The organism is Pseudochrobactrum mosebachae, assembly GCF_048914685.1.
GTDB lineage: Bacteria > Pseudomonadota > Alphaproteobacteria > Rhizobiales > Rhizobiaceae > Pseudochrobactrum.
Genome location: NZ_CP128408.1, coordinates 804,092 through 824,479 on the forward strand (window position 1 = coordinate 804,092; position 20,388 = coordinate 824,479).

The following is a 20,388-nucleotide window of genomic DNA, read 5'->3' on the forward strand; positions in this document are numbered from 1 at the left end:
CCGTTATCTCTATTTGAAATTCCGAAAGCATACTTCATGGCACTAAAATTTGAGACGCAATTTGATCCCGCCTATGGTGAGGCGGTTGCAGTTGCAACGGATATTGTGCGGGTCACAGTGAATAATCCCAGTGCTTTTACGGGTTTTGGTACCAATAGCTATATTATCGGCACCAGCAAACTTGCAGTGGTTGATCCGGGGCCTGAAGACGCGGCGCATTTTGAGGCACTGATGCGCGTGATTGCTGGCCGGCCTGTTAGCCATATTTTTGTCAGCCATACACATCGCGATCACTCGCCGCTGGCAGCAAGGCTGAAAGCGGAAACCGGCGCTATTACTGTGGCACAAGGCGCGCATAAAGCAGCGCGCACCCTGTTTAGCGGTGAAATTAATGCATTTGACGACAGTTCGGATTTTGATTTCATGCCGGATATCTGCGCTGAAGACGGAGCGGTTTTTATCTCGCCGGATGGTACTGATGATTGGGGGGTGGAAGTTATTCACACGCCGGGGCACACCGCCAATCATGCCTGTTTTGCTTTGAACGGGCGCGGCATATTATTTTCTGCCGACCATGTTATGGCATGGGCTACAACCATTGTGGCACCGCCGGATGGCTCAATGCGCGCGTATATGGACTCGCTTGAAAAACTACTAAAGCGCAAAGATGAGCTGTATTTGCCGGGGCACGGTGCGCCTATCAGCAAACCACACCGTTTTTTGCGTGGCTTGCGTACCCATCGCAAAATGCGCGAGCGGGCGGTACTCGAGCGTGTCATGCAGGGTGATACAACCATTCCGCAAATGGTAGCAGTGATTTACCGCGAAACCGATAAGCGCATGCACGGAGCAGCAGGTCTCTCGGTGTTTGCCCATCTGGAAAATCTGGTTTCACGAGGCTTGGTGATAACAGACGGCGACCCGTTACCGGATGGCACATTTTATCCGGCCTGAAGCCTAGAGCGGCAAACGCTCAGCTTGGATCGCAGCGCTCGCTCTAGTTTCTAGATTTATTGCATTGTCATACCAATCAAGTTGATTCAACTTGATCGTGAATACTCTAATCACTCAGGTTTCGGGGGCATCCGGCACAGCATTGCGCATTTCAAGATCTAGTGCATTGAAAAACGTATCAATCAGTTCGGCATTAATACCCAGATCATAGCGCCCGTAGCGCGATACCGCGCGCATATCAACGGTGGTCTGCTCTGCCTCATCCCGTAAGCGTACCACCAGATCACTGCGCAGACCGAGCACCCATGTTTTGGCTGCAGCCTCCACGCTCACATCCATATCCTGACCTGCAATACCTGCAATACCTGTGGCATCCAACCCCTGATCCTTGAAAACTTTCAGCACGGCCTTTAAGACATGATCCTGCGCGCTGTCATATTGGCGCCCACTGATCTCAGGATAGGCCGATAATTGCTGCAGCATGTCCGGCATATCATTCACAGCCAGGCTATTATGCGCAACCAAATCTCTGAGCAAATCATTAAGCCCGAAACTCTGCAACAGCCTGACACCCGTATTAGACGCGCTGCCTGAGGCTATATCCTGTTGATTTTCCATCACGGTATTAAACTGCACAGGCGTTTCAAGGTCAGTAGAAATATCATGGATACGCGGTGTTGCCGCGATTTGGCCGACCAGCAATGCAGGTGCAACCAGTGTTGCCAGCGCAATGAAACAGGCCCGCAAAGCCCGCTTGCCACCGGCATCCCCGCTGCGCCACAGATTGTAAAAAGTTTTAGCGGCCAACAATAAAGCCAAACCCGCAAAAAACACTGCCAGTGCCACTAAAAACACCAGTTCCGGCTGTTCGATCAAAGCGAGACGATGCGCGATAAGACCGCCCGCGAGCGCAACAAAACCAACCGCAGCGCAATAAGGGGCATAATGTGCCGATCGCGAAAACCGACGACTTACTTTGCGTTGAATGTAATAATTTTCAACCATACCGCATCGCACCAGCTGAATTAAAAAAATAACATATGAAAGAAAGTTGTAAAAAGCGGAGCAGAAAACAAAGGTAAAACATTTATTGTCATTTCAAAAGCTCCGAATGCAAACAGAGCGTAACACGAAACTATAAACGCTCTCGGTTCTCACTTTTTCCGTTCACATTAACGCTCTGCCTTTTTATGATTTTTACATTTTTCTACCCATAAAAATCAGCTTTTTGGAAGACGTCTCCAAAGACCTGTGATTAACGTGATATAAACAACAATTATTTTTATTTATCATGTTATTAAAACAAATCACTAAAATGAGATTGAAAATATTGCGCAACTGCTCACATACAGTTGCGTAGAATGATTATAATAACTTCCGGAAAGTTTGCATTTATGGGGCATGAGTCCTCCTCGACCACAGAAAATACAGTAATTGCATCGGACGAGAGTGCATCTTTAGAAGCTGTTGAAGTTGAGTTTGCACTCGGCGCGCAAGATGTTTTAACTGACGGTTTTGATTTATCGCTTGCAAAAGCGGCCGATATTGTCGGTGGTGAAGTGCTGTTTAATATGCCGGCTCTGGATACGACTGCTGCCCAGCGTATCGGCGCCATTCTGGTGCCAGCCGCACAGCAGGATCAGGTCGTGTTTGTTACACTGCTTAATGACGGGCTGACACTTTCTCACGCCCCGCTTACCGGTAATAATGCGTTATTTGAAAGCCTGGGCCGTAATTATGCTGCGGTGATGGGCAAACTCAAAAATACGCCCTGATCAAAAACATCCCGGACTGGCCTATGGTGTCAGTTTTGCTGCAGGATGATCATCGCCCACCACATTGGGTGCCGCACGCGTTTCCATATCTTTCAGCAGGCGAAATTTTACACCTTTTTTCTTCAGCGCGATTATTCCCTCTGCCACACCGGCTCCGGATACGCGCTTCGGCTGATTAATATGCGAAATAATCACATCACCATCTTTTGCCGCAGTAATACGTCGTGCAACGGTTGCGGCAGGTAATGATGCGCCACGATCACCATTGAGCGAATAGCCGGCTATTTTATAGCCCATACCTTCAATCTGGCGCACAGCATCGGTTGAATATCGGGCTGTCGCATCGCGATACCACTGCGGTTGAAAGCCGAATATTTCACGAATTTTATCAGCACCACCTTTAACTTCGGCGGCAATGGCGCTTGGGGTTCCGGCTGTCGGAATACCATACATGGTTTTAAGTTCCGTGATGGCCGGTACATGTTCAGCACCATGATTTTCAATCTCGAACAATTCCGGATGGGATTTTAAAATTTCAATGGCCGCCTGATTGCGGCGCAACCATCGTGCGGTCACAAACAGAGTTGCAGGCACTTTCTCTTTCACCAGAACATCAAGAATACGGTAATCAACATCACCGGAGCAGGCATCAAGCGTCAGCGCCACTTGTATCGGACCGGAGGATTTACCCGCAGACTTATCGCCAAGATTAAGCTGCGGCTCTACGATAAGATGACGATGTGAAACCTTGCCGGAAAGCAGCGCCTCATCGGCCGCATGAACAGTTGCAGAATTGAAACTCACGGTCAGAACCAGTGAGAATAACGCGGTTTTAACGCAAGACATGTCCACTAACTCCAAGTACCAACAACAGAATTATGCTCTGAAAACCGCTTAAATTGCAAATGCGCCGGATATTTCATCCGGCGCATTATTTTAATATCTTACTGCATAAAGGTCGTGGTTATTTTTTCGCGGCGATTGCCGCTTGCGCTGCGGCAAGGCGTGCAATCGGCACGCGGAACGGCGAGCAAGAGACGTAATCAAGGCCGGTATTTTCGTAAAAACCAATCGAAGCCGGATCGCCACCATGTTCACCGCATACGCCAAGCTTAATATCCGGACGCTGTTTGCGGCCACGTTCTGCTGCAATTTGCACCAGCTCACCAACACCATCAAAATCAACCGTCACAAACGGATCCTGCTCAATAATACCCAAAGCCTGATATTGTGTCAGGAAGGAAGAGGCATCATCACGCGATACGCCAAATGTGGTTTGCGTCAGATCATTGGTGCCGAATGAGAAAAACTCGGCAGTCTGCGCCAGATCACCGGCACGCAGTGCAGCGCGTGGCAGCTCGATCATGGTACCCACCATATAATCGACTTTTACACCGCTCTCCGCGATGATTTCTGCTGCAACTTTATCAATACGGGCTTTGACAAAATCCAACTCGGCTTTGATACCAACCAGCGGCACCATAATTTCAGGAATAACCGCCTCGCCAGTTTTCTTGGCCGCTGCAATGGCAGCTTCAATAATCGCACGGGTCTGCATTTCTGCAATTTCCGGATAGGTAATTGCTAAGCGGCAACCACGATGACCCAGCATCGGGTTAAACTCATGCAGGCTCTCGGCACGTTCACGCAGTTTTTCCGCATCAATGCCCATAACTGCTGCCACTTCAGCAATTTCTGCCTCGGTTTTTGGCAGGAACTCATGCAATGGCGGATCCAGCAAGCGGATTGTTACCGGCAGACCTTGCATGATTTCAAATAGCTCGATGAAATCATCGCGCTGCATTGGCAACAGCTTATCGAGCGCCACACGGCGGCCCTTTTCGTCCGCAGACAGGATCATCTCACGCATAGCCAGAATACGCGGGCCTTCAAAGAACATATGCTCGGTACGGCACAGACCAATTCCTTCCGCACCAAACGAGCGCGCCGCACGCGCATCACTTGGGGTTTCAGCATTGGTACGCACTTTCATGCGGCGGGCTTCATCCGCCCACACCATGAGATGACCGAAATCGCCCGACAGTTCCGGCTGCTGCATCGCCACAGTGCCTTTCAGCACCTGCCCGCTGCCGCCGTCAATGGTAATAATGTCACCTTTTTTGAAGGTGCCGCCAGCAGTCAGCATCGTGCCATTGCGATAATCAATACGCAACGATCCGGCACCCGATACGCAAGGCTTGCCCATGCCACGGGCAACCACAGCCGCGTGGCTGGTCATACCGCCGCGCGAGGTCAGAATACCCTCCGCCGCATGCATACCGTGAATATCTTCAGGGCTGGTTTCAATACGTACCAGAATAGCCTTGCGGCCTTCCGATTTAAGCTGCTCGGCATCTTCCGACGAGAACACAATCTCACCGGTAGCAGCACCGGGGGAAGCCGGAAGCCCGATGCCGACAACATGGCGCTCGGCTTTCGGATCAATGGTCGGATGCAGCAGTTGATCAAGCGATGCAGGATCAATGCGGTTCACCGCTTCATGCTTGCCGATCAGGCCCTCTTCAACCATTTCCACAGCCATTTTAAGGGCTGCCTTGGCAGTACGTTTACCAGAGCGGGTTTGCAGCATCCACAATTTGCCACGCTCAATGGTAAATTCCAGATCCTGCATATCGCGATAGTGCTGTTCAAGCTGGTCTGCGATTTTCAGAAATTCAGTGAAAGCCTCGGGCATGATATTTTCAAGCGATGGGCGCTCTGAGCCAGCTTCAATACGCGCTTCTTCCGTAATGTTTTGTGGTGTACGAATACCCGCCACCACATCTTCACCCTGCGCATTGACCAGAAACTCACCATAGAGCTTGCGCTCACCGGTCGACGGATTACGTGTGAATGCAACACCGGTTGCCGAGGTATCGCCCATATTGCCGAATACCATGGCCTGTACGTTAACGGCCGTGCCCCAGCTTTCAGGAATATTATGCAACCGGCGATAGGTAATCGCGCGCGCATTCATCCATGAAGAAAATACGGCAGAAATCGCGCCCCAAAGCTGCGCTTCAGGATCTTGAGGAAATGGCTGGCCAAGCTCTTCTTCAACTTTGGCTTTATACTGATCAATCACATCGCGCCAATCGGCTGCGGTCAGATCGGTATCAACTTCGAGACCAAGATTGGCTTTGGCATCATCGAGAATTTCTTCAAAAAAGGAATGATCAACACCAAGAACCACATCAGAATACATCTGGATAAATCGGCGGTAACTGTCATAGGCAAAGCGCTCGTCATTGGCCTCAGCACCGATGGCAGCCACAGTCGCATCATTCAATCCGAGATTGAGCACTGTGTCCATCATGCCCGGCATTGAGGCACGCGAACCTGAACGCACTGATACCAGCAACGGACGTTCTGCATCGCCAAAGCGGCGACCGGTCAGCGCTGCAATATGTTTCAGGGCTTCAGCAACCTGCGTTTTCAGGATTTCAGGATATTGATTGCCATTATCATAATAATAGCTGCAGACATCAGTGGTAATGGTAAAGCCCGGAGGCACCGGCAATCCGAGACTGCTCATTTCAGCAAGGTTTGCACCCTTGCCTCCCAGAAGATTACGATCACTTGCAGCGCCATCGGCCTTGCCGTCACCGAAGTGATAAACCCACTTAACCATTACCGTCCTCCTGATCATACTCCGCCCCGCTTTCGTCCATGACGGCAGCGGTATGATCTTTCAACCGATCACATTAATTGCCTGCTGCAAATACATATTGCAGAACAGCAAACAATATTTAAAAAGGCCAATAACGGCTGTGATCATGCATATGCCGTCATTGCCAAAGTATTCGACCGGCCTTTTTGTAACCAGATCGGCCAGAAACCATAATCTGCTTAAGCGATAGGCCGATTGTGTACCACTGAAAAATGCACAAAAACGGTAACAATCAGCAACGTTACTGCAGTAAATTTGTTTAAATCGATTTTGCCGGAATTGTTTTCCGCATATTATCAACGCTTGCACTGTACCAAGACTGCACAAGCCGCGCTTCTAAACAGGTCAGAGAATCATATTTTATTTCGTGCCGAGTGTTTAATGATGCGGTTTATAATGAAATTACAATTTTTTGCCTGCAACCGAACACCTGAGGATCACTATGCGTAAAACGGGAAAATTGGACTATCTTGAAATGCCGGCCGGCATTTCTGATCTGAGCAAAGTGAAAGATTTCTATGCAAGCGCCTTCGGCTGGAACTTCATTGATTACGGGCCGGATTATGCCGCCCATTCAGAAGGGCTGGATGGCGGTTTTTATCAAGGTGATGAAACAAAAAATGCTAAGCCACTGCCTGTGCTTTATTCAGAAGACCTTGAGCAGTCTTTGCTTGATGTTGAAAAAGCCGGCGGTACAATCATCAGACCGATCTTCAGCTTTCCCGGTGGCCGCCGCTTTCATTTCACCGATCCGTCAGGCAATGAGCTAGCCGTGTGGAGTGAGTAATTACACCTGACAATTATCACCCAAGACATAATAAGCTGAAGGATACTATCTGCAGCACTTGATTAATGTATATCCTCAGCACGGGCACAATTTTCAACCTCCATCTGCAATGTCGTATGATGGAGGTCATATTGCTCTTGCATCAGCTTTTCGACAGCACGCCGTACCATTTCGCCATCGGCCCCCGGGCTAAGTACAATATGCGCTGTCAGTGAATGCTGGCTTTTTGTCAGCGACCAGACATGCAGATCATGCACCGATACAACACCGGCAACGGCCAGGAGCGACTGTTCCAGTTGACGCATATCCATGCCGACCGGAACGCCTTCGAGCAGAATATTTATACATTCCTTGAGCAATATCCATGTGCGCGGAAACACCATAAAACCGATACCGACCGCAATAACCGAGTCTACCCATTGCCATGCCGTGAAATAGATGATGACGGCTCCGACAATAACGCCGACAGAGCCCAGCATGTCAGCCCAAACCTCGAGATAAGCGCCTTTAACATTCAGGCTTTCATCTTTTTTGCCGCTTAGAAGCCGCATAGAAATGAGATTAACAAGCAGACCCAATGTAGCAACGATCAGCATACCAACAGACTGCACTTCCGCTGGCTGGGACAGGCGCTTATAAGCCTCATACAGAATATAGAATGCAACAAGCAGCAGTAAAACAGCATTGATTGTTGCTGCCAGAATTTCAAAGCGGGAATAGCCGTAGGTACGGAAAATATCTGCTGCACGTCGTCCCAGATAAATCGCAATCAAGGCAAGAGCCAGCGCAAAAGTATCGGTTGCCATATGCATCGCATCGGATAACAGCGCCAGACTACCGGTAACATAACTACCAATAATTTCGGCAATCATAAAACTGCCTGTCAGGCCTAAAGCAAGCCAGAGCCTTGGAATAGGCGTTGTGCTTACATCCGCATGATTATGATCGCCACTCATTGCCAGGTCCTTATTCCGTCTGAAATTTGGATTCAACAATTGCTAATATTCGGAAATATTTCAGTATTGAGGTAGTCTGTCTACCGCTTGCAGCGGTTCAGGCGATATTAAAAAACATATTTACAGCGGCAATAATGGCCGAACTAAGTGTTTATCAACTTAATATTTAAACAACTTCTCGCAATGCAGCTGCAGTTTGCAGATCAACAGATACCAGCTGGCTCACGCCCTGCTCCGCCATTGTAACCCCGAACAGGCGATCCATGCGCGCCATGGTAATCGGATTATGCGTGATAATCACAAAGCGCGTTTTGGTCGAAGCTGCCATTTCATCCATCAGGTTGCAATAGCGTTCAACATTGTGGTCATCGAGTGGTGCGTCTACCTCATCAAGCACGCAAATCGGTGCCGGATTGGTCAAGAATACCGCGAAAATCAGCGCCATGGCTGTCAGTGCCTGCTCACCACCGGATAGCAAAGTCATGGTTTGCGGTTTTTTACCCGGAGGCCGCGCCAGAATTTCTAGCCCCGCATCCAGCGGATCTTCCGATTCAATCAGTTGCAACTCTGCGGTTCCGCCGCCAAACAAATGCGTAAACAATCGCTGGAACTGCTCATTGACCACATCAAAGGCCGCCAGAAGCCGCTCGCGCCCTTCTTTGTTCAGGCTTTGAATGGCTTGGCGCAGCTTTTTGATCGCTTCAATAATATCTTCGCGCTCGGTAATAATCGCATCCTGCCGCTCGGACAATTCGCGCTGCTCTTCCTCGGCGCGCAAATTAACCGCGCCAAGGCGCTCGCGCTCAATTTTCAAACGGTCGAGCTGGCGGTCGGTCTGATCCATATCCGGCATCACATCATCTGCACTCAGACCTGTATGGCGAAAGGCTTCATGCGGAGCGCAATTCAACACTTCAATAATACGCGCCTCAGTATCTTTGCGGCGCTCTTCTGCAGCCGTCAAACGCTCTTCCGCGCGCGCGCGCACCTCTCGCGAAGAGGCCAGTTCCTGAATAGCCAGTGTTGCGCGCTTATCGAGTTTCGCCTGCTCGGTCTCTGCCACACTCAAACGATCTGAGGTTTCTTTACGCTTGGCATCGGCTTGCGACAATGCACTCAGCAATTCACGGCGGCGCTCTTCAATATCAGCAGGTGCTTCTGCCAGCTCTTCCGCTTCATCACCGGTTTCATCACGGCGTTCTGTCAAAGCAGCAATCTGGCGGCGCGCATTGTCTGAGCGTGCCTGCCAGCTCTGACGCTCATGACCAATCATTTCCAGCCGCCGCATCCGGTTTTCCGCATCACGGCGTAAATTATCATGGGCAGCCCGCGCCTCTGCCATATTGGCGCGGTCAGCCATGACCTGCGTTGTCAGCGAGGTGAGGCGCAGGTTAAGTTCCTGAAGATCCGGCAAATCGTTAAGACGGATTTGTGCTTCTTCAAGCTGTATTGCTACATCTTCCAAACTGTCATTGAGCCGTGTATGCGCTTCATTGAGTGCGGCACGTCTGGTTGATAGCTGCCCCGCAGCGCGCTCGGCCTCAGCCAAAGCCTCACGCGCCTGCGCCAATTCGCGCTGAGCATGGCGCCAATGATCGCGCAACTGCCGCTCATGCTCTACAGTTTCACGTAACGCTGTTTCAGCCACACGTAAATCTGTCTCGGTTTGTGACACATGATGGCGCGCTGTTATCGCTGCTGTTTCAAGCTCAGCCAGTCGGTTCTTTTGTGCCAGCCGTTGTGCAGCCTGTGTTGGTGCATCAGAGCGCGCGGTAAATCCATCCCAACGCCACAGGCTGCCTTCACGGCTCACCAAACGCTGCCCCGGCAGCAGCATTGCTTGCAGATGCGCACCTTCGCTGTCATCGACCAGGCCGACCTGTGAAAGCCGCGCCGCCAGAGCATGCGGTGCCTCAACAACAGAGCTCAGCGCCACCGCGCCTAGCGGCAATGAAGGCAGATCACGGGCATTTTCCGTATTAAAATCTGTCCAAAAGACCGGAGCCTGCGGGTTAACCGGCGCTTCCAGATCATCGCCCAATGCAGCACCAAGAGCCGTTTCATAGCCCTTCTTCACCTGCATCTGTTCCACAACCGCCGTAAAGGTTGTGGATTGGCCGTTTTGTAAAATACTGGCTAATGTACGCGCTTCCGTTTCAATCCGGTTCAGCGCTTCACGCGCTTGCGTCAATGGCTGGCGGCGGCCGGTTTCTTCAACCCGCGCCTGTTCAACCAGCTCTTCACAGGCCAGCGCCTGCTCTTCAGCCAGCGTTGCAAGCTCTTCAGCTAATGTAACTTTGGCAGCTTTTTCTTCCGTACCGGCCAGAATTTTCAACTGCTCTTCAAGGGTAGCCATATCCTGTTCGACACTGCGCAACTGTGCCGCTAATTTTTCGCGCCGCTCGGCAGTCTCCCTTACCAAACGCTCACTTTGCGCCCGCTCCGCTGCCGCTTCGGCACGCACAGAGGTGAGCTGTGCCAACTCACCTTCACGGTTTTGCAAGACCTCTTGTGCTGCACCCAGCACGTCTTCGGCCTCAACCGCACGATCACCGGAAGCCTCGTTTTGCTCCTGTAAATCCTGCTCTTCATCGCTAAGACGTGCCAAAACGCCAGCATGGTCTTGCAGCATCTGCTCTTCACGCACGATATCAGCGCTTAGCTGTTCAAGCCGCTTCAGCAGTTCTGAACGGCGCTGTGTGAGGCGCGCTGCTTCTTCATCAAGCTGTGAAACCGCAATCGTCAAACGTTGTAATGCAGCGGCAGCAGCCGCCTGCTGGTCACGCAGCTCCGGTAATTTCTGCGCTGTAATCGCCTGCTCTTTTGCGGCAATCATCTGTGCCTGCGCCATGGCGCCAACCTGCGAAGTGGCGGTGGCCAGAGTGCTTTGCGATTCGCCCTCCTGCTGCTTGCCCTGCGACCAGCGCAAATGCAGCAAAACGGCTTCTGCCGCACGAATATCTGCCGAGAGCGAACGAAAACGATTGGCCTGACGCGACTGACGCTTCAAACTTTCAATCTGGGTGCTCAGTTCGCCAACCACATCTTCAAGGCGCTCAAGATTGGTTTCAGCGGCACGTAACCGCAACTCCGCTTCATGGCGGCGCGAATGGAGGCCGGAAATTCCCGCTGCCTCTTCGAGCAAGGCGCGGCGTGCCTGTGGCTTGGCCTGAATAAGCTCGCCAATCCGCCCCTGTCCAACCATAGAGGGCGAACGCGCGCCGGTTGACTGATCGGCAAACAACAGCTGCACATCTTTGGCGCGCACTTCTTTACCGTTGATACGATAGACCGAGCCGGATTCACGTTCAATACGACGCGAGACCTGCAATTCATCCACATCATTATAGGAAGATGGCGCCGACCGGTCGCTATTATCCAAAAATAGCGTGACTTCTGCGCTGTTACGCGCCGGACGGGTACCGGATCCGGAAAAAATCACATCATCCATACCGGAAGCGCGCATATTTTTATAGGAATTCTCACCCATAACCCAGCGCAGGGCTTCCACCAGATTGGACTTGCCACAGCCATTTGGCCCGACAACGCCGGTTAATCCGCCTTCAATAACGAATTCCATCGGCTCGACAAAAGATTTAAACCCGAGCAAACGCAGCTTGGTGAAACGCATCAGCCCTCACCCCGCAAAACCGGTTGCGGGCAAACAGAACAATAAAATTCAAACAGAAAATCAAAAAGCACAGTTTTAAAATATAAAAATGCAGCAGACGTGTTGAGGCGCCTGCTGCACAATAATGCATCAGGATTACAGCATACTGTCGATAACTGCTGACATCTGCTCAACCGAAAGCGCCCCGGAATATTTCTGGCCATTAATAAAGAAAGTAGGCGTTGCATTCACACCGAATTCAGCGCCACGATCACGAACAGAGTTTACATCATCGAGAAGCTGCTGGTTCGTCAAGCAGGCATTGAATGTCTCCTGTGTAAAACCGGCCAATTTGGCGATTTGTAACAAGGCAGCCTGTGCATCTTCAGCCGCAGCCCATTGCATCTGCTGTTTGAACAATACATCAACCATCGGGAAGTAACGATCATCGGGTGCGCAACGCGCCAGCATGAAAGCAGCAGTTGCACGCGGATCGAACGGAAACTCGCGGAAAATCAAACGCGCTTTACCGCTATCGATATATTTCTCTTTAATAGCTGGAAATGTTTTAACGGTAAAATCCGCACAATGCGAACAGGTCATTGAAGCATATTCTACAATGGTAACAGGCGCATCAGCATTGCCAATGACTTTATCTTCAAGCTTACCTGCTTCCAGCAGCTTCTTCATGTCGACGGTACCATCAGACTTTGGTGCGCTTGCCTGTGCAAAGGCAGGGGCAGCAGCAGTAACCGATAAGGCCGCAGTCGCCAGAGCGGCACTGCCAAGAAGCTGTCTGCGGTTCAATTGAGATATCATACGAATCACCCGTCTCTCATAACGTTGCTATAGATTGCTTAATAATAGAGTATAGTGCCGGAATTTAGACAGGCACCTTAAGGTTTTTTAATAAACTCCTGACTATGCTGTGTTTAGCTTCAGGACCCCTGCTTTTTCGCAGCTTTTTCAGCGATAATATTCCGGCCAAGTCGCATCAGCGAGGCGCGCAAGCCTTCATCTTCAATCATAGCAGTGGCTTGTGTCAGTTTTTTCTCTGCAGGAGCTCCGACAGGCATCATCTGCTTTGGTTTGCGCTGTACCGCAACCGCTACGGATTTTTGTTCAATACGAATACGGGCTATAGCGGCAAAGCCTAAAAATGCATTGACGCGACTGATAATTTCGCCGGTTGAATGCTGAATGCGCATTGCCGCCATGCCTTCACAACCAATGATTAAAGTCGCAGGCTGAAACGGGTCATCCTCATGAGCACGCCTAGGCCACAAAATACGCAAAGGCCGTGATTGCAAGCCGATCTGCGGCCCCACGACATCTTCCCATGCCTGGATCAGCGACAAGTTAATTCCGGCACGTTTTCGCAATACCGGATCAAGCACATCACCGGCGGTATCTGCCAGCGGCTTGAAACTCGATTTCTGCGGCCTGTTTCCCGATCGCTCCTGATTACTCATAATATAATATTCAATCTGACTTACACATTATAGCTGCGGATTGCATGCTCTGCCCCGCAACGCTTACGCAGAACATTTCTGCTTGTTGCCCCGTAAAGCACACTAAAGAAAAACATTGTCACAGCAATACTGGTCTCGTGCAGCAGCGGATTATGCAACATAGCATAACTGCCCCATGTGATTGTAAAGTAAATTAAAACCCGGCGAATAGTGCTGTTTGCATTGTTACACCACAAAAATGTAAATCCGAAGACTGCAGCGGCCAGCAACATGGCAAAGCCGATCACCCCATTGACGAGCATCTCGTCAAGCACAGAATTATGCACATGGATATAGCCATCCAGTAAAGTTGCCTCATCACCCAATGCAGCTTTGACTGCAGGCATTTTTTGCTCTGATCCAACGCCGATCAGCGGATGCTGCATAATAACCAGCCCGGCACCATGCCACATTTGCTCTCTGGTATCCGCCGATTTTTTATCAGCCCAACGGCTGCTATCACCGGTTTCGTAATAATGCACCATGCCGGAAAAGCGCTGCGATAAAACCGAAGCCATTGGCCCCACAGTCATCACAGCTGTCAGGCAGGCGGCAAGAGCAAGCGAGCTGCCAATTTTCACCTTATTATTGGCAATGCGGAAAATCAGCACAATGATTTCAGCCAAAGCCAGCAATGCCAGCGTAATCATAACGGCCCGGGTTTCAGAGGCAAAAACAATACCTGTACCAATAATGAGATACCAGGGGCCGTTCGGTAACCAACGCGATGCATTTTTAACCGGCAAGGTCGCAGAAATTGCAACAATAGCAGCTGCATAAGCAAAAACCGCCGGATTACCGCCAATACCAATGCGCCCGCCCCACCACAGCTCCTGCACCACCACAACAATCGCACATAGAACCAGACCTATACGAGATCCTAAAGCAAAAATACGCAACGGATCTCGGATCAGTACAACACCCAATCCGGCGAATGAATACAGCCATAACAGCAGAACATAACCGATCTGGCGATTTTCAGTGTTCAACTCACCACGCCAAGCCATCAAACTCAGGCTCCACAGCATATAGGCCGTGATAAGCACAAAAAACCGCGCATTGTAAAACCGGTGATAGCGGTGTTTGCACACAGCAAGATAGACACCGATGCAGGAGAAAATAAAAAGAATAACCGGTCCGACCGGTACTCGCAGCGGCATCATCATTGCCGCAATGAATAGCAGCCATAAATCAATATTCCGGCGGAGCAGAAAATGTTTCTGTAAAATCTTCATATTACCTCGGCCGAATGGTGGCTGTTCTATAGCTGTAAATTATCCGGCTCAAATAATCTTTCACACGGAATATAAGCGTGCCGATGCGCCGATATACGGGTAGTTTGGCTCTGGAATAGCTGTCTCTGCCCGTCGAAATTGTTGAGCCGGTTTCATTGGCATTACTGACAACGGCTTTGCCTGCGGTAAAAAAATCGTAAGAGCCGGCCCAGCCACGCTCCAAAGCCACATCATACGGTAAATGCATGCGCTGCAAGGCGTTCAACAGTTTAGCCGCCCCCGCCTGCGTAACAATATAGGCTCCGGCATTGCCCAACGGTCCGTGACTGGCACGCCCAATCGCAACATCAGGAGTGAGTTGCGCAAATGGCCGAAACCGCACAAGTCGATTATGAATGAGCTTAATGATATCCCAGCCTTGCAATTTCAACGCGGCCTCTACAACTGATACGAACTCTTCTGAAAAACGAATATCGTCCTCAATTATGACACCAGCATAATCATTGCCCTCAGCAATCAGCTTCAAAGCTTTTAAATGGCTTAGATAACAACCGATCTCTGCGGCAAGCACTGTTTTACCGTGATCACGGCGAAAACCCTCTTCATCAAAAAACTGTTTATCCGCAGGCTGCAGCAATTTCCCGTCAACAGCAGTAACACGGCTGATCTCAATGCCGTAATCCTGTGCATGAAGACAGAGGGAATCCCAGCGATCTTTGGAGCGGTCAAGATTGAGGACGTAGACAGGGAAATTCTGTTTTTTAAGCAATATGAAGTCTTTCGGAGCAGTTTTATCGCAATAATAGCAATATTAGTTTTTACTGGTAGCCAGCTATGGAGTTTCAGTCAATTTATTCATAGGGAGAGCACCTAAATGCCACGCCCCCAAATTTGATAAATACAATGAATTTCCGATGCATTGTGCCACGATATCCTTTATTAAAAGGCCATGCTGAAAGATCCCCTGTCCCCTTTACAAAGCGAATTATCTGCCGCGTCGGATGCAACAGAAGCCATAAAACTGTTGGCATGGTATGATCGTCATCACCGTGTTTTGCCATGGCGCGTCACGCCGCCAGAGCATAGAAAAGGTATCAAACCTGATCCCTATCGCATATGGCTGTCTGAAATTATGCTGCAACAAACCACGGTTGAAGCCGTTAAAGCGTATTTTCTTAAATTCACAAGCAAATGGCCGGATATACAGGCCCTTGCCGATGCGACTGAAGACGATGTTCTGCGCGGATGGGCTGGACTTGGCTATTATTCGCGCGCCCGTAACTTGAAAAAATGCGCTGATATGATTGTCAGCGCGCATAATGGCAAATTTCCGGCCAGTGTTGAGGGCCTGAAGCAACTACCGGGTATCGGCGATTATACATCGGCTGCGATTGCCGCAATTGCTTTTAACATTCCTGCAGCGGTAGTGGATGGTAATGTGGAGCGTGTTGTCAGCCGGTTATTTGCGATCAAAACCATGATGCCGCAGGCAAAAGCAGAAATCCGCACCTTCACCCAACAAATCACACCACAAGACCGCCCCGGCGACTTTGCCCAAGCCATGATGGATCTCGGTGCTACAATTTGCACTCCTAAAAAACCGGCCTGCTTAGCCTGCCCTCTGCAAGATAATTGCATGGCTTCAACGCAAGGTGAACCGGAGATATATCCGGTTAAACCACCGAAAAAGCCCCGCCCGATCCGCTATGGCGCAGCCTTCATCATTCTGTCAACACAACGGCAGATCTATCTGCGCAAACGTGACGATAAGGGCCTGCTCGGCGGCATGAGTGAAGTACCAAATAGTGACTGGGTCAGCGCAACTGAAGCACAATCACCGCAAGAGATAGCGCAGCTAACCTCAGTTGAACTGGCGCCTTTCACCAGCAATTGGCAAGCCAGCGGCAGCATTACCCATATATTCACACATTTTGAATTGCGTCTTAGCATCTATAAAACTGAGGCGGCAGATCTTCCGCCCAGCAATAATGGCTGGTGGGTTGCCGCTGACGCACTTAGTGACGAGGCTCTGCCAACAGTGATGAAAAAAGCGATCAGCGCTGTTTTACCCGATGCTTTTAAACAAGTCGCCACAAAAAAAGCGCCGGTATAAAACCGGCGCTTTAAAAATCAGACATCTCTGGAGGTCAGTCCGATAATTATTGATTGATCGCTGCTGTAAAGTTCAGCGCATCATCAGATGCAGCTTCATTTATGCCAAAGCCGCTCAAGCTATATTATGAACCAGCCAGAGCCATATTCACGCGCATTTCCGATCGAAGCAGGTCGATTGATTTCAATACGCCCTCTTCCTCATAATGCCAGAATGTCCAGCCATTACAGGCATCAAAACCCTGTACTTTAGCGCCCATCCGATGGATGGAGCCGGCATCGCCATTGACAGCCAATGTACCGTCGGCACGCACAATTGCCGCATGACGGCGCTTGGCATCACATAAAACAGCACCAGGGCGCAGCAAGCCGGCCTCGATCACGCTGATGAAGGCAACACGCGGCTCTGCGCGCTTACCGGTCATCACTTTCAGCTCGGTCTTACCCAAAGGATCAACCGCATTGATACGGGCTGTTGCCGCATCAATATAGGACTGCTCACGTTCAATACCGACGAAATGACGGCCAAGACGCTTGGCAACAGCGCCGGTGGTGCCGGATCCGAAAAACGGATCAAGGATCACATCACCGGGCTTGGATGACGACATCAGAATACGAGCAAGCAAAGCTTCCGGCTTCTGGGTCGGATGAACCTTATCGCCATTATCGTCTTTCAGACGCTCATGACCCGTGCAGATCGGAAACAGCCAGTCCGAGCGCATCTGGACATCATCATTGGCAGCTTTCATAGCTTCGTAATTAAATGTGTAGCCTTTGCTCTTCTGATCACGGGAGGCCCAGATCAGCGTTTCATGTGCGTTTTGAAAACGACGGCCACGAAAATTCGGCATCGGATTGGTTTTGCGCCAGATAATATCATTGAGCATCCAGAAACCCAGATCCTGCAGCGATGCGCCAACACGGAAAATATTATGATAAGAGCCGATTACCCAGATGGTGCCATTTGGCTTCAACACGCGGCGGCAGGCCAGCAGCCATGCACGGGTAAAAGCATCATAGGCCTGAAAACTGTCGAACTGATCCCAATGATCATCAACCGCATTGACTTTGGATTGATCCGGACGGTGCAATGCACCTTCAAGCTGAAGATTATAAGGTGGGTCTGCAAAGATCACATCTACCGAATGATCCGGGAGCCGATCGAGCGCAGCAACGCAGTCACCCTTAAGAATTGTATCGAGCCATTCCGAACGCGGTGCGGCTTCTGGCAGATCTTTTACAAGACGAACAAGTGACATGGGATACTCGCTAAACATAGGAACGCTTTACTGTCCTTATGGTTACCGAACAGGGTAAACATGGGGTTAAGATCATCGTTAAAAAACGTTTTTGAGTGAATAAAACAGCATATTTCTGCAAATCCACCCTAAACCTTGATTCACAACCCGCTGATTATGTTTTGTTTTTTAACTTTTCAAATCAAAGCACGTCGAAATCCTTTTAAAATTGTCACCCGCAAATCAGTGATTTGCGGGTGACAATGGCGCCATAAGAGGCAAGCGTCGTTATTTTATAATTTGACGCTGAAACGCTCCGGAGTGTAGATCATAGCTACGTATCATTCCCGCCCCTCCCCTTTACCCGTCGCTCTGCCCTTTGTGCGGCTTTAACGACGGCTGAAACTATACGGATTTTTGATGTCTAAACCCCAGCTGATCCTCTTCGACTGCGACGGCGTTCTGGTCGATTCCGAATTCATTGCCGCTCAGATTGAATCCGAGCTGCTCACAGATGCCGGCTATGCTATTTCGCCGGAAGAAATCGCAGAGCGTTTTGCCGGTCTGACATGGCCGACCATTTTAATGGAAATCGAGCGTGAATCCTCAATGCCGATTTCGGCTTCGCTGATTGAAAAATCACGCAAATTGATGACCGAGCGGATCAAAAAAGAACTGCTTACGATTGACGGTATTGAAGACGTGGTAAGCCAGCTCGCCTACCCGAAAGCCATCTGCTCCAACTCCAGCACTGAAGCACTGGAGCTGATGCTCAAACGCTCAACGCTCTATGAAGCTTTTGCCCCGCATATTTATGCCGCACGTGAAGTGGGCAACAAAGAGGCCAAGCCAGCGCCCAATGTTTATCTGCATGCGGCCAAGCAGTTTGATGCCGACCCGAAGCGTTGCTTTGTGATTGAAGATTCAAGCCATGGTGTGCTTGCCGCACGCGCCGCCGGCATGCGTGTAATCGGCTTTACGGGTGGTGCACATACTTATCCAGGCCATGCAGATAAACTGACCGAAGCCGGCGCTGAAACTGTCATCAACCGGCACCGTGATCTGCCGGCTGTGATTGAAGCAATGGCCGAATGGGACGAAGGTTTCTGATCCCAAAGACCTCTCTCCGATAAAAACGGAGCAGATACATAAAATAACATTAAAAAAGGGCGTGCATGACACGCCCTTTTTATATTTAAGATCAGGCGGCCGATTTCTTTTCGGTTTTCACGGTGGCTGTCAGGGCAGCATAAACCTGCTGCGCCTCAGTCTCGCTCAGACCGATAATCGGGCGGCCTTCGATCATAACCGGTTCTCCGGACTCCATTTCAAAAATGGCCCAGGTATCGGTTGGTTCCTGTATGAGTTCATATACTGTCATCATAGCAGCATTCTAAACGTTAGAGATTACAAATAGTTTCATTATTTCATCACTTTAGCGGCCAATATGCCGGTTTTAAGGCTAAAATCATGAAACAGAGTTCATCAGCACAGACAAAGGGTGACTAAGACATTGATTAATCAGGCTTATTCACTAGAAACGCTTTATTTACCGTGCAAGAATTGAAAGTTTAAAGCGGTAAAAACACACCGTTTTCTATAGCTATAGTTAATTTTTCATACAGTATTTGCGCCATATTTACTAGCATGGCGCTCAACAAATAAGAAAAAGCCGCATTTCTGCACAAGAAACGCGGCTTTTCTTAATATTTAAGCTGTGAATCGATCAGCCTTTTGTCGGTCCTTCATCAAAGCCGATAAAGATTTCAACCTGTCGTGCGGAAGACTCAGGCACGGAAAATGACGCGCCGGAAAACAGAAACTGCGTTGCCGCCTGCGAGTTGGTTACTGATACTGCCTGCTTATGCAGCGTTGAAGAAATAACCTTGTCGCCCTGCATCACAGCAACGCGGATAGGCATGGTAATAGTACCGCTACGGAACTTCGGCCCCGGCACCACGCGTCCGGCTGCCGCCACAGTAATATTCAGGTTGCCGTTGTCGCGGCGACAATCACGTGTCACATCGGCGATTGACGCCTGATAGACCACACGGTTGCTATCGCCATTGCCGCCCTTTTCATAGGTACTGAAAAATGAGGTACCTTCACGTAAGGTAATGCGCGGGCAAAAAACCTGCAAATCAGTCTGTGTAACGCGCGGCTCACCGGATGCAGTGGTTGCTGCCGGTTCAGTACCGCTTGTTGAACAACCGGCAACAGCCAGACCAAGCAAAGCTGCCACGCCTAAGCGGCTAAAGCTGGCAAAGTTGGATGAACGGAGATTTAAACGTCTGAAAGTAGTTTTTTGCATAAACCGGGCTTCCTGCAATGATGAACCTATTCTATATCCAAATCTTAGAGCTCCGTGCGCGTATCCATATGGACGCATGGCGCTTAACATGCATTATGAGATAAGATTTTCACGTTTTTTGTGACGCAGGGCAAGCTCTATCCGTTTATAGCCGTGGCTGAAACAAAAGATTTGACAAAAAAACAAAACAGACTTGCCAAAAAAGCTGCACCAACCACCCTGTACCGGG

The 20,388-nt window shown here is 50.0% G+C and carries 17 protein-coding genes; 5 read left to right on the forward strand and 12 right to left on the reverse strand.

Annotated elements, in window-relative coordinates:
- Window positions 1-36 precede the first annotated feature (36 nt).
- The gene (locus tag MP213Fo_RS03760) at window positions 37-954 is read left to right on the forward strand and encodes an MBL fold metallo-hydrolase (protein WP_421090339.1); all 918 of its coding nucleotides are present in this window, start codon (window positions 37-39) and stop codon (window positions 952-954) included.
- Window positions 955-1,068: 114 nt separating this feature from the next.
- Here MP213Fo_RS03760 and MP213Fo_RS03765 read toward each other — a convergent pair whose 3' ends face one another.
- The gene (locus MP213Fo_RS03765; RefSeq protein WP_421090340.1) at window positions 1,069-1,959 is read right to left on the reverse strand and encodes a DUF1499 domain-containing protein; all 891 of its coding nucleotides are present in this window, start codon (window positions 1,957-1,959) and stop codon (window positions 1,069-1,071) included.
- 389 nt (window positions 1,960-2,348) lie between these two features.
- Between MP213Fo_RS03765 and MP213Fo_RS03770 the strand changes: the two genes are divergently transcribed.
- The gene (locus tag MP213Fo_RS03770) at window positions 2,349-2,729 is read left to right on the forward strand and encodes a hypothetical protein (RefSeq protein ID WP_421090341.1); all 381 of its coding nucleotides are present in this window, start codon (window positions 2,349-2,351) and stop codon (window positions 2,727-2,729) included.
- Window positions 2,730-2,750: 21 nt separating this feature from the next.
- Here MP213Fo_RS03770 and MP213Fo_RS03775 read toward each other — a convergent pair whose 3' ends face one another.
- Both MP213Fo_RS03775 and ppdK read right to left on the reverse strand, forming a co-directional pair.
- Entirely contained in the window at window positions 2,751-3,575 is an 825-nt protein-coding gene (locus MP213Fo_RS03775) for a polysaccharide deacetylase family protein (RefSeq protein WP_421090342.1), read from the reverse strand.
- 118 nt (window positions 3,576-3,693) lie between these two features.
- On the reverse strand, window positions 3,694-6,360 hold the full coding sequence (gene ppdK / locus MP213Fo_RS03780; protein WP_421090343.1) for a pyruvate, phosphate dikinase: 2,667 nt from the start codon (window positions 6,358-6,360) through the stop codon (window positions 3,694-3,696).
- Between the two features lie 481 nt (window positions 6,361-6,841).
- On the opposite strand from ppdK, the gene MP213Fo_RS03785 reads away from it, so the two are divergent.
- Window positions 6,842-7,186: a VOC family protein gene (locus MP213Fo_RS03785; protein ID WP_421090344.1), complete on the forward strand. Its 345-nt coding sequence runs from the start codon at window positions 6,842-6,844 to the stop codon at window positions 7,184-7,186.
- A gap of 62 nt (window positions 7,187-7,248) precedes the next feature.
- On the opposite strand, the gene MP213Fo_RS03790 is transcribed toward MP213Fo_RS03785, so the two are convergent.
- The 6 genes from MP213Fo_RS03790 to MP213Fo_RS03815 form a co-directional block, all read right to left on the reverse strand.
- Window positions 7,249-8,142: a cation diffusion facilitator family transporter gene (locus tag MP213Fo_RS03790; RefSeq protein ID WP_421090345.1), complete on the reverse strand. Its 894-nt coding sequence runs from the start codon at window positions 8,140-8,142 to the stop codon at window positions 7,249-7,251.
- 166 nt (window positions 8,143-8,308) lie between these two features.
- Window positions 8,309-11,773, reverse strand: coding sequence for a chromosome segregation protein SMC (smc, locus tag MP213Fo_RS03795; RefSeq protein ID WP_421090346.1), 3,465 nt, complete (start codon window positions 11,771-11,773; stop codon window positions 8,309-8,311).
- 135 nt (window positions 11,774-11,908) lie between these two features.
- Window positions 11,909-12,571, reverse strand: coding sequence for a DsbA family protein (locus MP213Fo_RS03800; protein ID WP_421090347.1), 663 nt, complete (start codon window positions 12,569-12,571; stop codon window positions 11,909-11,911).
- A 119-nt stretch (window positions 12,572-12,690) separates the two neighbouring features.
- Window positions 12,691-13,224 (reverse strand): DUF721 domain-containing protein, encoded by a 534-nt coding sequence (locus MP213Fo_RS03805; protein ID WP_421090348.1) that lies wholly within the window; start codon window positions 13,222-13,224, stop codon window positions 12,691-12,693.
- Window positions 13,225-13,244: 20 nt separating this feature from the next.
- Window positions 13,245-14,498 (reverse strand): O-antigen ligase family protein, encoded by a 1,254-nt coding sequence (locus MP213Fo_RS03810; RefSeq protein WP_421090349.1) that lies wholly within the window; start codon window positions 14,496-14,498, stop codon window positions 13,245-13,247.
- Window position 14,499: 1 nt separating this feature from the next.
- Window positions 14,500-15,267: a glycosyltransferase family 25 protein gene (locus MP213Fo_RS03815; RefSeq protein ID WP_421090350.1), complete on the reverse strand. Its 768-nt coding sequence runs from the start codon at window positions 15,265-15,267 to the stop codon at window positions 14,500-14,502.
- 180 nt (window positions 15,268-15,447) lie between these two features.
- On the opposite strand from MP213Fo_RS03815, the gene mutY reads away from it, so the two are divergent.
- On the forward strand, window positions 15,448-16,611 hold the full coding sequence (gene mutY, locus MP213Fo_RS03820) for an A/G-specific adenine glycosylase (protein ID WP_421090351.1): 1,164 nt from the start codon (window positions 15,448-15,450) through the stop codon (window positions 16,609-16,611).
- Window positions 16,612-16,735: 124 nt separating this feature from the next.
- Here mutY and MP213Fo_RS03825 read toward each other — a convergent pair whose 3' ends face one another.
- Window positions 16,736-17,869: a site-specific DNA-methyltransferase gene (locus tag MP213Fo_RS03825; RefSeq protein WP_421090352.1), complete on the reverse strand. Its 1,134-nt coding sequence runs from the start codon at window positions 17,867-17,869 to the stop codon at window positions 16,736-16,738.
- A gap of 399 nt (window positions 17,870-18,268) precedes the next feature.
- Here MP213Fo_RS03825 and MP213Fo_RS03830 point away from each other — a divergent pair, with 399 nt between their 5' ends.
- Complete coding sequence (locus tag MP213Fo_RS03830; RefSeq protein ID WP_421090353.1) at window positions 18,269-18,958, forward strand: HAD family hydrolase; 690 nt, start codon at window positions 18,269-18,271, stop codon at window positions 18,956-18,958.
- Between the two features lie 91 nt (window positions 18,959-19,049).
- Here the strand turns inward: MP213Fo_RS03830 and MP213Fo_RS03835 are convergent, their stop codons facing one another.
- Window positions 19,050-19,232, reverse strand: a complete 183-nt coding sequence (locus MP213Fo_RS03835; protein ID WP_421090354.1) for a hypothetical protein — start codon at window positions 19,230-19,232, stop codon at window positions 19,050-19,052.
- Between the two features lie 342 nt (window positions 19,233-19,574).
- On the reverse strand, window positions 19,575-20,159 hold the full coding sequence (locus tag MP213Fo_RS03840; RefSeq protein WP_421090355.1) for a hypothetical protein: 585 nt from the start codon (window positions 20,157-20,159) through the stop codon (window positions 19,575-19,577).
- Between the last annotated feature and the right edge of the window lie 229 nt (window positions 20,160-20,388).